The sequence below is a fragment of the Zhongshania sp. genome, from assembly GCF_041584495.1.
GTDB lineage: Bacteria > Pseudomonadota > Gammaproteobacteria > Pseudomonadales > Spongiibacteraceae > Spongiibacter.
Map to the genome: position 1 here is coordinate 1 of NZ_JBFHDY010000106.1, position 12,733 is coordinate 12,733.

Here is a 12,733-nt window from a genome sequence, read left to right on the forward strand (position 1 = left end):
GACCTTAGCCTCAGTAGCAAGTAGTTTTTTAAACTTTCTTACCACCCCAACTGCTTAAACAAATCGCGTTCCGCACCTCGGTGAAGTCCGCCTCAGCAGTTGAGGAGGCGCATTATAGACACGCCAGCTTAGGAGTCAACACACTTCTGAAATGATTTTGAAATAGTTTTAAAGCCGTACACTTTACGCACAATCTGATCAACGTTCATGCAGTTAACGGCATGAACTGCCTATTTAAAGACCAACATCTGGTATTTCTTTTTGCCTAGCTTGATTACATAGTACTTATCAAACAGCGCATTAGACGCAGCAAAGACAGATTCCGCCGCCATATTGTCAGCCAAACCAACTGCAACACCATTTACCTGCACCGCATTGCGCCCCAAAGCGTCTTTTATTTGCTTGCCCGCACCCATACCTATGTCAGCCAACAACTGGGTAAGCGGCCGGTCAAGTAACTCACTTCTATCTAATATAGAAGTGGGCAAACCATCCAGCTGCAACTGCGCGAGGTCGCTTGCCGACAATTCGGCTAAATCACCAGAAAACAGCGCTTCGGTTATACGCTGCGCGCCAGCCAACTCCTCATCACCATGTATTAGGCTCGTCATTTGCTCAGCGAGAATACGCTGAGCACTAGGACGACCCGCTTCTTTATCTGCCTGCTCTATCACGTCGATCTCAGCCAACGACAAAAACGTGAAGTAACGCAGGAATTTATATACATCGGCATCTACCGTCCCCAACCAAAACTGGTAAAAGGCATAAGGAGAGGTTTTAGCTGGGTCGAGCCACACGGTGCCCGACTCCGTTTTACCAAATTTGGTGCCGTCAGACTTAGTCACTAAAGGCATGGTTAAGCCATGAACCGCAACGCCGTGCTGACGACGAGCGAGATCTACCCCAGCAATAATATTGCCCCACTGATCCGAGCCCCCCAGCTGCAGGGTGCAGCCATTACGTTTATACAGCTCGGAAAAATCCATGCCCTGCAATAAAGAGTAACTGAACTCGGTAAAGGATATCCCGGAACCCTCCCTATTAAGGCGCTGCTTAACCGACTCTTTGGCGATCATATTATTTATGGTGAAGTATTTACCGATATCCCGCAAAAACTCCAGCGCCGACATTTGACCAAACCAGTCTAGGTTATTGACCACTTCTGCGGCATTCTCGCCACTATCAAAATCAATAAAACGCGACACCTGTCCTTTTAGTCTACCCGCCCAATTAGCGACGATATCAGGCGTATTCAATTGGCGCTCCTGAGCCTTAAAGCTTGGGTCACCAATCAAACCGGTGGCACCGCCCACCAAGGCAATCGGCTTATGCCCTGCCTGCTGAAAACGTCGTAGCGCCAGCAACGGCACCAAGTGACCGATATGAAGACTGTCTGCTGTTGGGTCAAAGCCACAATAGAGAGTGCGCATCTCACTGGACAAATACTCTGACAGACCATTTTCGCCCGTCATTTGCGCGACCAAACCGCGCGCCTCTAATTCCATGAGTAATTCTGCATTTACCGCTGTCATACCGTCGACCTTTCATCAAAGGGAAAGCGCAAGCAACCTCCATATACGGCGCTTGCGGTACCAAGAAACTGACTGAGAAGGCGGCAAGATACAACAACCAAACTGAAATGCAAACCGAGAAAAGCTGACATGCCGCCGCCCACAAGCTAGAATCTACTTTAACTTTCGGTTAATACGAACTTTAGCAGCCCTGTACATTTGTTATACTGAGCAAAAAAATCACCAGCAAGGTATGAAGTAGCGAAACTATGCAGAACTGGATTACCAAACGGCATGCCATGCGCAAATTACCCGCTGGCAAGTTTCCCCGCCGCCATTTAGCACTGGCAGCATCGACACTGATTGCCCTAGGGTTAGCACTACTCTTATTGCCGGGCGAAAATGCCGAGGCCAAGCGCACCGCCATCCCCCTCGACCTGGAACTCACACCAAGCAGAATCAGCACCGCACCTGAAGTAGCGCCGGTTGTGACAGAAAAAGCGTGGAAGGAAATCCCGGTTAAAAATGGCGACTCGCTGTCGGCCATATTCAGTCGCGCCGACCTTAGCCCCCAAGACCTTCACGAATTATTGAGTAGCTCCACCAAAGCCAAGGCTCTGAATAAAATTCGGCCAGGACAAAAACTGTCTTTCAAAATTAGCGACGACGGTCAACTCGACGCAATGAGTTTCCAAATAGACAAGCTGAACAGCATTGTCTTTGAGCGCGGCGTGACCGGTTTCACCACCACCAAGATGACCGAAACACCAGAAATTCGTCAACGCGTTGCCAGCGCCACAATCACATCGTCCTTATATAGGGCAGCCCAAGATGCAGGCGTTAGCCAAGGCATCATAATGGAGCTCGCCAATATTTTTGGCGGGGTTTTAGACTTTGTTTACGACGTTCGCAAAGACGACTACTTTATTGTTATCTATGAAGAACTGTACTTAAACGGTGAATTACTGAGCAGCGGCCAAATTCTCGCCGCGCAATACTTTAACCGCGGCAAATCCTTTGAGGCCTACCGCTACATCAACAAACAAGGCGAAGTAGACTATTTCTCCGAAGCCGGCGAAAGCATGCGCAAAGCCTTCTTGCGGGCCCCGCTGGATTTCACCCGTATCAGCTCGGGCTTTAACCCCAAACGCCTCCACCCCGTATTCAAAACCGTGCGCCCCCATCGAGGTGTTGATTACGCCGCCCCCCGCGGCACCCCCGTTTACGCTGCCGGTGATGGCCGCGTCGCTGACGCAGGCTATTCAAAAGCCAACGGTAACTACGTGTTTATTAAGCACGGCGAAGCGTATATGACCAAATACTTACACCTGCACAAACGGGCCGTCTCGAAAGGCGATCGCGTTCGACAGCGGGAAACAATCGGCTGGGTTGGGTCGACCGGTTACGCCACCGGCCCCCACTTACACTACGAATTTTTGCTCAACGGCGTGCACCGTAATCCAGCGACTATCGTGAAACAGTTACCCGCGCCCAAAAAAGTAGCCACTGGCGCCATGCCTGAATTCCAAGCGCAAATAGCTGGCATGCAGCTGCAACTCAGAACCTATGCAGCCCAGCGCAACTACACCGGCGTTGATGCAGGCTAATGAGCAAACATTACTATATTGGTTTAATGTCTGGCACAAGCTTAGATGCGATCGATGCCGTATTAGTCAACTTCAACGGCGACCACATCGAATTAGTACACAGCCTGTCAGCAACGCTACCCGCAACACTCAAAACGCAAGTTCTCGAACTCTGCGGCGGCACTGCTGACGAGATAGAGTTACTAGGCAAACTTGATCGCGAACTAGGCAAACTCTTTGCTCAAGCGGCTCTCGACTTGTGCAAATCCGCGGGAATCTCACCTATAGAGATACGCGCCATTGGCAGCCATGGCCAAACCGTTCGGCACCGGCCACCCGACGAGCAGCGCGTCAACGACATGGCATTTACTCTGCAAATTGGCGACCCCAATACTATTGCCGAAATTTCGGGCATCACCACGGTTGCCGATTTCCGCCGCCGAGATATTGCCGCTGGTGGCCAAGGCGCTCCGTTAGTCCCCGCCTTTCATGTTGCCGCATTCAGCCAAGTAGGCATAGAGCGCTTGATTGTCAATATTGGTGGCATGGCGAACATTAGCCTACTCAAGGCCGATGGCGAGGTAATTGGTTTTGACACTGGCCCCGGCAATGTCTTAATGGACAGCTGGATTATGCACTGCCAAGGGCATACCTTTGATCGCGACGGCGCATGGGCGCAAAGCGGAAAACTAAATCAAGATCTCTTAGAGACTTTGCTACAAGATCCCTATTACTCGGTGCACGGACCCAAAAGTACTGGCCGCGAACAATTTAATTTAGCGCAACTGCTTACCGTTCTGGAATCACTCCCACGCATACCGCCAGCAGATGTTCAGGCGACACTAATCGAACTTACTGCGCGCAGTATTTGTGACGCAATCGGTCAATGCAGCCAAAAGGGTTCTGAAGTTTTTATTTGCGGGGGCGGCAGCGCCAATCAGGCACTCTACTCTCGAATTCAAGCGCTCTTAACTGGCCATAAAGTGGCTACCACGGAAGCCTTAGGCATTCATCCCGACTGGGTAGAAGCTGCGGCCTTCGCTTGGCTGGCAAAACAGAATATTATGAATTTAGCTGGCAATGTGCCCGCAGTGACGGGCGCCAAAGGACCGCGCATATTAGGCGCGGTGCATCCTGGCTAACGATACGGAGAAGTTAAACCGAGAACGAAGAGCCACAGCCGCAGGTTGTGCTGGCATTGGGATTACTCACTACAAAGCGTGAACCTTCTAAGCCTTCAGTATAATCTAGCTGCGCACCGTCGATATACTGGTAGCTCAGAGGGTCAACCAATACCACAACACCATCTCGCTCTACCAAAGTATCGTCTTCTTCAGCGAGCTCGTCAAAAGTAAAACCGTACTGAAAACCCGAACAGCCGCCACCAGTGACAAACACGCGTAACTTCAGGTCGTCATTGGCCTCTTCAGCCACCAAATTTTTTACCTTCGCCACCGCCCGATCTGTTAAAGTCAGCACGGTGGGAGTAAATTGTTCAACTGCAGACATAGTCCACCTCACAAACCAACGACGCCGCTTGGCGTCGTAAATAGAGTGATTATCCAATTCCCGACTAAATCAGTCAAGAATTAACCGCCATTGTTCTTCTTAGAGCAGACCCTAGGGCATTAACGCCAAACCTTGCAACCCCATGGTTTCGGGTAAACCGAACATCAAGTTCATATTTTGAATCGCCTGACCCGAGGCACCTTTAACCAAATTATCGATTGCCGAGAGGACTACCAGCGTGTCCCTATTTTGAGGGCGATACAGCGCGAGGCGACACATATTACTGCCACGCACCGTGCGCGTCTGAGGCGTGCTACCCAGGGGCATCACATCAACAAAATGTGCATCGGCGTAGTGCTTTTCAAACAAAAACTGTATTTCATCTAATGGCACTGCTGGATCGATCAGCTCAGTATACATGGTGGCGTGAATACCCCGCACCTGAGGCAGTAGGTGTGGCGTGAACGTTAAACCCACTGGGCCTTGCGCCGCGAGCGCCAATTCTTGTTCAATTTCAGGCAGGTGACGATGACCGCCAACCCCATAAGCCTTAAAGCTCTCTGACAATTCAGTAAACAAATTATCGATCTTAGCCTGACGCCCAGCACCGCTAACCCCTGAGGCCGCACTGACAATTAAGCGACTAGGATCAACCAGCTTCTCTTCCAGTAGCGGAATGAGACCTAACTGCACCGCCGTAGGGTAGCAGCCAGGGCACGCTATTAATTTGGCGCTGCGAATTTTTTCAGCGTTGCGCTCGGGTAAGCCGTAAACTGCCGTGGCCAGAACATCCGGGCAAACGTGCTTTTCGTGATACCACTTAGACCACAAGTCAGCATCAGTGATACGAAAATCGGCCGACAAGTCGATAACACGGGTTCCCGCCGCCAGTAATTCTGGCACCATATTCATCGCAACATTGTGGGGCGTCGCGAAAAACACCACATCGCACGTCGCGAGCAACTTCACATCCGGCGTCGAGAAACGCAGATCCATTGCCCCGCGCAAACTGGGGAACAACTCATCAACCGCAACACCGTCTTCTGCACGCGAAGTAATCATCACCACTTCGGCCTCGGCATGCGTCGACAATAAACGCAGCAACTCCACGCCGGTATAACCCGTACCACCTACAATTCCGACCTTTAACACGCGCGATACCCCGCCATACTTGTGGAAAATATAAATTCACTTCAGCCCCCCATTATACCTAGGGCGTCAGGACCACTATACTACTTGATTTGTAGGACACACGCGAAACCGATATGCCTCACACCCTCATCGATCAATCTCGCCGATCATGCTAAATAAAGGCATTGTCAATTTTCGGCGAAGGCTCGCCAGCCCCGACGCCGCACTGCCCTACGCCATCCTCGGCCTAGCCGCCGGCGCGATTACTGCCGTTCTCATGATTATCTTTCGACTGATGCTGGAGTGGCCATTGGCAGCTTGGCTCCCAGACCAATCTGCCGAGAACTTCGAAGACCTCCCCCGTCACTGGTACTTCATACTGCCCGTCAGCGGAGCACTGCTACTCGGCTTACTAATGACTTTCGTTACCCCAGCGCACCGTTTTACAGGTATCCCACATGTTATTGCAGCGCTGCACAACGGCCGCGGACGTCTGCCGCTTAAGAATATTATCGTTCAGTTTGTCGGCGGATTGATCGCTCTGCTCACTGGCCAATCTGGCGGCCGCGAAGGCCCGGCGGTGCACATTGGCGCGGGCGCAAGCAGCCAAGCAGGAGCGCAACTTAAATTACCCAATAACAGCCTCCGCGTCATGACCGCCTGTGGCACTGCGGCCGCCATCGCCGCCTCATTCAACACCCCTATCGCCGGCGTAATATTTGCGATGGAGGTTGTCATGATGGAATACACCGTCGCCGGATTCATTCCCGTCATTCTCGCCGCCGTAACAGCAACAACTTTGTCGCAAGCCGTGTTTGGGGCCGTGGTATTCCTACCCTCCAGCCAAGTTACGATGACCTCACTACTTGAACTACCTTTTATTGCATTGCTTGGCTGTTTTGCTGGCGTACTGTCAAGTACTTTTGTACTGATACAGCAGCAGTGCTTACTAATTATCAATCGCCCAATATGGCTGCGACTTGGCCTCGCAGGGCTATTCACTGGGCTTTGCGCGCTTTTAGCGCCTGAAATACTCGGCATTGGCTACGACAGCCTGCAGGCAACCTTGATCGGCGACTACAGTCTGCAATTCCTTCTGCTGCTCACGGCACTCAAGCTCGCCGCTACAGCAGTATCCTGCGGGCTGGGCATGCCTATTGGCATCATTGGCCCAAGCCTACTGGTCGGCGCCTTTGCCGGCGGCGCCATGGGGGACATTGGCGCTCAGCTTTTTCCAAACTTGGCGGCGGAACACAGTTTTTACGTACTCATGGGCATGGCCGCCGTCATGGGCGCTATCCTCAACGCCCCGCTAGCAGCGCTATTGGCCATTATTGAGCTCACCCATAATCTGAATATTATTTTCCCAGCAATGCTGGCAGTAATTGCCGCCCATTTAATACACAAAGAATTATTTGGCCTACAGTCAGCGCACCAAACCACGCTCCTTGCCATGCAACAGGCAGTAAGGTCCAACCCTCTGACGCTGGCCCTACTGCGCACCAGCGCCGCCGCGTTAATGGATAGAAACCTTCGTCACGTTGGCCAGCACTTAACCACAGCAGAGCAGCAAAAGTTACTCGACACGCCGGTTCGCTGGCTGGTTATCACCAATCCCGAAGGGCAACGTATCGTTGTTCACCGTGAGCATTGGCTTCCAGTCATCAGCACAATGAACCTTGACGAAGAGCAGACGATCGACTTGCTCGCCGCGCTGGAACATCGCCGACGCGCCGCCGTTTTTGAGATTAACGGGACGCTGATGGAGGCACTAGAGACGATGAACAGAGAAGGTCTAGACAGCCTTTTTGTGTACAACGCCTACCAGCGCCAAGGACCGCCTGACGAGGGCATTATTACTCGAGAAGGCTTATCCGATTATTACAACTTACCCATTCGATTCTAAAACCTAGGTTCTTTATTATGCTCTGGCTAAAAGCATTCCATATCATCGCCGTTATCTGCTGGTTTGCCGGTATTTTTTACCTGCCCAGATTATTTGTTTACCACGCCATGAGCGAGGATCAAGCCACCCGCGATCAGCTCAAAATCATGGAGCATAAGCTCTATCGCTTTGTCACTCCCTTTGCCATTTTAACCGTGGTCTTTGGCGCACTCATGATTTATCAGCAGCCCAGCTATTATCTGCAGGCCAGCTGGCTGCAGTTAAAACTGGTGTTTGTTGTCGGATTAATCGCCTACCACCTGTATTGCGGTCACCTTGTTAAAGTCTTTGCTAGCGACCAAAATCAGCGCCAGCATGTATTTTATCGCTGGTTTAATGAAGCACCTGTTTTTGCACTATTTGCCATTGTGCTACTCGCCGTACTGAAACCCTTTTAAGGGGACGCTCGGCGCGGGATAATACCCGCATACATTGCCAAATTTCCTTTCATTGATGACAAGAAGCCTTTTATGAGCAGCTCAGAACAATTATTCGAAGTCGCCCGTCAATACATTCCCGGCGGCGTTAATAGCCCAGTCAGGGCATTTAAAGCCGTTGGCGGCACGCCGCGTTTTATCGATCACGCCAACGGCCCCTACTTATTTGACGTTGACGGCAAAAAGTACATCGACTACGTACTGTCATGGGGACCAATGCTGCTCGGCCACGCCCACCCCGCTATCATTGCCAGCGTCACCGAGCAATTACAAAAAGGCCTGAGCTTCGGCGCCCCCACCGAAATCGAAACCCAACTCGCCGCTAAAATTTGTGGCATCATGCCCGGCATGGACATGGTGCGCATGGTGAACTCCGGCACCGAAGCCACCATGAGTGCAATTCGCTTGGCCCGGGGCTACACTGGCCGCGACAAAATTATAAAATTTGAAGGCTGTTATCACGGTCACTCAGACTCGCTACTCATTAAAGCGGGTTCTGGCGCGCTTACCCTTGGCGTGCCCAGCTCGCCGGGTGTTCCGGCCGCCTTGGCAGAGCACACCATTACCCTCACCTATAACGACATTGACGGTGTGCAAGCTGCGTTCAAAGCATTCGGCGAGCAAATAGCCTGCATTATTGTGGAACCCGTCGCCGGCAATATGAACTGCGTGCCGCCGATTCCCGGCTTTTTAGAGTGCCTGCGCGAGTGCTGCGACCAACGCGGCAGCGTACTGATTATTGATGAGGTGATGACCGGGTTCCGGCTAGGCCTGCAAGGTGCCCAAGGTTATTACGGTGTGACCGCCGACATCAGCTGCCTAGGCAAAGTTATTGGCGGCGGCATGCCCGTCGCGGCCTTTGGTGGCAAGCGCGAAATCATGAATCATATTGCGCCAAGCGGGCCGGTGTACCAAGCGGGCACATTGTCTGGCAACCCCGTTGCCATGGCAGCGGGCCTATGCATGTTAGAACACATAGAAAAAGCCGGGTTTTACGAGCCACTTTTCCAGCAAACCGACAAATTAGTTAAGGGCCTGCGCGAACGCGCTACGGCCGCTGGCATCGCCATGACCAGCAACCATGTGGGCACTATGTTTGGGGTGTTTTTTACCGATACAGAGCAGGTCACTAATTATCAGCACGTCATGGCCTGCGATATCGAGCGCTTTAATCGCTTTTTCCACGGCATGCTTGAAGGCGGCGTTTATCTGGCCCCGGCGTCCTACGAGGCCGGCTTTTTATCCGCTGCCCACAGCGACCAAGATATTGCCGACACCCTAGATATAGCCGAACGCGTTTTCGCCAACTTAAACTGAGAGCCAGCTATGAGCAAGTCACTCCACCGCGGCGCCTTCCCCGCCACTCGCATGCGGCGCCTGCGCGCCAATGATTTCTCGCGGCGTTTAATGCGCGAAAATCAGCTTACTGTTAACGACTTAATCTACCCCATGTTTGTTTGCGAGGGCAGCAATGAGCGCCAAGCAGTCGGTTCCATGCCGGGCATTGAGCGCTTAAGCATTGACTTACTGGTCGCCGAAGCCAAACAGTTAGCCGCGCTAGGCATTCCCGCAATTGCCCTATTTCCCGTGGTTGGCGCTGACAAAAAGTCCTTATTCGCGGAAGAAGCTTACAACCCCGACGGATTGGCGCAGCGGGCCATCACAGCCATTAAAGACGCCGCGCCAGAACTCGGTATTATCACTGACGTTGCCCTCGACCCCTACACTACCCACGGCCAAGACGGCATTATTGACGCCAGCGGCTATGTACTCAATGACCGCACCGTCGAAACCCTGTGCAAGCAGGCGGAAGCCCAGGCCAATGCTGGCGCCGATATCGTTGCCCCTTCAGACATGATGGACGGCCGCATCGGCGCCATTCGCCATACCCTTGAGAGCAACGGCCACATCAACACCTGCATACTGAGCTACGCCGCCAAATACGCCTCGGCCTATTACGGGCCCTTTCGCGACGCCGTCGGATCAGCGGGTAATCTCGGCAGTGGCAATAAATACAATTACCAAATGGACCCCGCCAATAGCGACGAAGCTCTGCACGAATGCGCGTTAGACCTTGCCGAAGGTGCTGACATGATTATGGTCAAACCCGGCATGCCCTACCTCGACATAATTCGCCGAGTGAAAGGCGAGCTGGCAGTACCCACTTACGCCTACCAAGTGAGCGGCGAGTACGCCATGCACTGCGCGGCATTTCAAAATGGCTGGCTCGACAAAAACGCGGTCATGGCCGAATCCTTACTCGCCTTTAAGCGCGCTGGCGCCGACGGCATTCTGACCTATTTCGCCAAGGACATGGCATTATTACTGAATAACTAGTATTTACCCTGTCACAGACAGGTACTATGGTTGAGACAACGCGAAATAATTAAAGTATTAAAAAAATACCCAGGGGAATACATCATGCAAAAAAGACTTATCGCACTGGCCATACTTGCCGCTAGTGCTTCAGTAAGCAGCCAAGCCGATATTGTTGGCGCTACCGCCGGCGCCTATATGTGGAAGCAGAGCTGGGACGGTGATGTGAAAGCAGGCTCAGACAGCATCGACATGAATGATGATCTTGGCTACGACGATGAAACCGGTAAAAGTTTTTATGTTGCGCTAGAGCACCCCGTGCCCGTACTCCCAAATATCCGCCTACAGCACACCGCCTTAGACATATCTGAAACAAACACCCTAAACCGCAGTTTTACATTTGACGGCAAAGGCTATGTCGCTACAAACACCGTCGACTCCACAACAGACCTAAGCCACACTGACGGCTCCTTTTACTACGAAATCCTCGACAACTGGGTGAACCTCGATGTCGGCTTGACCGTGCGTATGTTCGACGGCGAAGTTCGTATTAAAAATCAAACCACAGGCGACGAGGGCGCTATCGACATCGATGCACCGATTCCCATGGCCTATGTAAACGCCCGCTTTGAATTGCCGTTAACCGGCTTATACGCCTCAGCCCTTGGCAATGTTATTGCCTACGGCGACAATAAAGTCACCGACATGACGCTTGCACTAGGCTATGAGCTTGGCATTGTGGGCCTTGAGCTCGGTTACCGCAATTTTGATGTTCAGCTAGAAGACGACAACGAAGAAGCCAATGTGACTGTTGACGGTTACTTCCTTGGCCTGGTGATCGATATCTAAAATCGGCCGGGCACAACGACAAAGGGTGTAGCGCTGGCTGCACCCTTTTTTATTGGCCCCATTAAAATACCCTGCTAAGCAGTATATTATTGGCCATTGCGTCAACCAAACCAAACAGTTCGAGGAAAACCATTGAAGATCGCGGTCGCCATTATTAGCTTACTCTTTAGTGCGGCCACCCTCGCCTGCGAATGTCTGTGGCAGGGGCCCTTTAAAGAAGTTTATACCGACGCCGATCTCGTCGTATATGGCGAAGTGGAACGCAGCCAGGGCAACGGCTTTGATTTAAACATCAAAGAAATTATTCATGGCAGCGACTACCGCGAGCAAATTCGAATTTGGGGTAAAAAAGACAATTTATGCCGCCCCGAGGCCAAAGAGTTCCCCCCCGGCAGCCAATGGATTATGGCGCTACAGCGCATCGACAACCCACCAGAAGACGCCTTCAATCCGTTCAAGGCCAATATCAGCTTTGGTCGCCAAGACGATTTTAGTCTGTCGAGCTGCGGAGTTTACTGGCTTCCGGTAAAAGAACAGCGAGTGTCTGGCAATATTCTTGATGGCTCGCGCTGGCAATACCTCGACCCCAAGAAAACCCCAGTGATTATGGCGGTGTTTAAAGCCTGGTTGCAAAAACTGCTGCCAGACGAGGCCATCACTGAAGCCGCCAGACCCCAAAGCGAGGCGCGCAAATTACTCAACGAGACGAAAATATTTCTATGGGAAGATCAGCGCAACCTCCTCCCCGAGCCGGAGCAAGAAAGCGACGAGCAATTCAGCCCGGTGCGGCCAGATCTTCGCTCGAACTTAGAGACCAATGGTGTAATCGACAACACCAACGACCAAAATTCAGATCAAGCCGAGTAGCTCATCGAGCATTTTCAGCGACATACCCCAGATCCGGCGTTTTTCATAAAAATAACAGGGGAGGACCATATGTAATTTGCCCCGCCCCCACTCCATTGTCTCGCGATTACCGCGCGTCATCAAAAACCGCAGCGGCACCCACACGGCCTCAGCGACCTCGTGGTTTGGCTCAATACTGACCGCTGTGTGCAAGCGAAAAACATAGGGGGTGACGACCATAGGCTGACGACCAGAATGCGGTCGACTCACGATGTCAGACAGCCGACCAATGCAGTGCCCGGCCTTGTCGAGATAAATACCGGTCTCTTCTTCGGTTTCACGAATAGCGGTGCGCAAACCCGTCACATCTTGCCGATCCATGCGACCACCGGGAAACGCCATATGCCCAGACCACGGATCGCCCTCGCGATCGGCGCGCTTAATCATCAGCACTTCAATATGATCGTCTAGCTCACGTAATATCAGCGCCACAGCTGAACGTTTCACCCAGCGCCGCCACCAGCGCTGACGAGGTTTAAAACCATCTAATCGCGTTATTATTTGCTGCAGAGCAAGCGCTTCTTCGCTGCTTTTTTTCAAAGC

At 52.2% G+C, this 12,733-nt stretch carries 12 protein-coding genes; 8 read left to right on the plus strand and 4 right to left on the minus strand.

Features of this window, described 5'->3' with window-relative positions; translation table 11 throughout:
* Positions 1 to 230 precede the first annotated feature (230 nt).
* A complete protein-coding gene (tyrS, locus tag ABYP33_RS14625; RefSeq protein ID WP_373091889.1) occupies positions 231 to 1,532 on the minus strand; it encodes a tyrosine--tRNA ligase in 1,302 nt (433 codons plus the stop codon).
* A 248-nt stretch (positions 1,533 to 1,780) separates the two neighbouring features.
* Here tyrS and ABYP33_RS14630 point away from each other — a divergent pair, with 248 nt between their 5' ends.
* Both ABYP33_RS14630 and ABYP33_RS14635 read left to right on the plus strand, forming a co-directional pair.
* Positions 1,781 to 3,118: a peptidoglycan DD-metalloendopeptidase family protein gene (locus ABYP33_RS14630; RefSeq protein WP_373091890.1), complete on the plus strand. Its 1,338-nt coding sequence runs from the start codon at positions 1,781 to 1,783 to the stop codon at positions 3,116 to 3,118.
* Positions 3,118 to 4,239 (plus strand): anhydro-N-acetylmuramic acid kinase, encoded by a 1,122-nt coding sequence (locus ABYP33_RS14635; protein WP_373091892.1) that lies wholly within the window; start codon positions 3,118 to 3,120, stop codon positions 4,237 to 4,239. Before ABYP33_RS14630 ends, ABYP33_RS14635 begins: the two co-directional genes overlap by 1 nt.
* 13 nt (positions 4,240 to 4,252) lie before the next feature.
* On the opposite strand, the gene erpA is transcribed toward ABYP33_RS14635, so the two are convergent.
* On the minus strand, positions 4,253 to 4,606 hold the full coding sequence (gene erpA, locus ABYP33_RS14640; RefSeq protein ID WP_008251315.1) for an iron-sulfur cluster insertion protein ErpA: 354 nt from the start codon (positions 4,604 to 4,606) through the stop codon (positions 4,253 to 4,255).
* A 111-nt stretch (positions 4,607 to 4,717) separates the two neighbouring features.
* Entirely contained in the window at positions 4,718 to 5,758 is a 1,041-nt protein-coding gene (gene argC, locus ABYP33_RS14645; RefSeq protein WP_373091894.1) for an N-acetyl-gamma-glutamyl-phosphate reductase, read from the minus strand.
* A gap of 148 nt (positions 5,759 to 5,906) precedes the next feature.
* Between argC and ABYP33_RS14650 the strand changes: the two genes are divergently transcribed.
* From ABYP33_RS14650 to ABYP33_RS14675, 6 genes are all read left to right on the plus strand, one after another.
* Complete coding sequence (locus ABYP33_RS14650) at positions 5,907 to 7,643, plus strand: chloride channel protein (RefSeq protein ID WP_373091896.1); 1,737 nt, start codon at positions 5,907 to 5,909, stop codon at positions 7,641 to 7,643.
* 17 nt (positions 7,644 to 7,660) lie between these two features.
* The gene (gene hemJ, locus ABYP33_RS14655) at positions 7,661 to 8,080 is read left to right on the plus strand and encodes a protoporphyrinogen oxidase HemJ (protein ID WP_373091898.1); all 420 of its coding nucleotides are present in this window, start codon (positions 7,661 to 7,663) and stop codon (positions 8,078 to 8,080) included.
* Between the two features lie 72 nt (positions 8,081 to 8,152).
* Positions 8,153 to 9,436, plus strand: a complete 1,284-nt coding sequence (gene hemL, locus ABYP33_RS14660; RefSeq protein WP_373091900.1) for a glutamate-1-semialdehyde 2,1-aminomutase — start codon at positions 8,153 to 8,155, stop codon at positions 9,434 to 9,436.
* A 9-nt stretch (positions 9,437 to 9,445) separates the two neighbouring features.
* Positions 9,446 to 10,456, plus strand: coding sequence for a porphobilinogen synthase (gene hemB, locus ABYP33_RS14665; RefSeq protein ID WP_373091902.1), 1,011 nt, complete (start codon positions 9,446 to 9,448; stop codon positions 10,454 to 10,456).
* An 84-nt stretch (positions 10,457 to 10,540) separates the two neighbouring features.
* Positions 10,541 to 11,284 (plus strand): TIGR04219 family outer membrane beta-barrel protein, encoded by a 744-nt coding sequence (locus tag ABYP33_RS14670; protein WP_373091904.1) that lies wholly within the window; start codon positions 10,541 to 10,543, stop codon positions 11,282 to 11,284.
* A 132-nt stretch (positions 11,285 to 11,416) separates the two neighbouring features.
* Positions 11,417 to 12,151, plus strand: coding sequence for a hypothetical protein (locus ABYP33_RS14675; RefSeq protein WP_373091906.1), 735 nt, complete (start codon positions 11,417 to 11,419; stop codon positions 12,149 to 12,151).
* Here the strand turns inward: ABYP33_RS14675 and ABYP33_RS14680 are convergent.
* Positions 12,134 to 12,733: CoA pyrophosphatase (locus ABYP33_RS14680; protein WP_373091908.1), on the minus strand; the 600-nt coding region annotated here is incomplete at its 5' end. The two genes, ABYP33_RS14675 and ABYP33_RS14680, sit on opposite strands and share 18 nt — an antisense overlap.

Bases quoted from the DNA above. Each gene is read 5' to 3' on its own strand.
- tyrS (WP_373091889.1), bottom strand. From the start codon at position 1,532: ATGACAGCGGTAAATGCAGAATTACTCATGGAATTAGAGGCGCGCGGT.
- ABYP33_RS14630 (WP_373091890.1), top strand. From the start codon at position 1,781: ATGCAGAACTGGATTACCAAACGGCATGCCATGCGCAAATTACCCGCT.
- ABYP33_RS14635 (WP_373091892.1), top strand. From the start codon at position 3,118: ATGAGCAAACATTACTATATTGGTTTAATGTCTGGCACAAGCTTAGAT.
- erpA (WP_008251315.1), bottom strand. From the start codon at position 4,606: ATGTCTGCAGTTGAACAATTTACTCCCACCGTGCTGACTTTAACAGAT.
- ABYP33_RS14650 (WP_373091896.1), top strand. From the start codon at position 5,907: ATGCTAAATAAAGGCATTGTCAATTTTCGGCGAAGGCTCGCCAGCCCC.
- hemJ (WP_373091898.1), top strand. From the start codon at position 7,661: ATGCTCTGGCTAAAAGCATTCCATATCATCGCCGTTATCTGCTGGTTT.
- hemL (WP_373091900.1), top strand. From the start codon at position 8,153: ATGAGCAGCTCAGAACAATTATTCGAAGTCGCCCGTCAATACATTCCC.
- hemB (WP_373091902.1), top strand. From the start codon at position 9,446: ATGAGCAAGTCACTCCACCGCGGCGCCTTCCCCGCCACTCGCATGCGG.
- ABYP33_RS14670 (WP_373091904.1), top strand. From the start codon at position 10,541: ATGCAAAAAAGACTTATCGCACTGGCCATACTTGCCGCTAGTGCTTCA.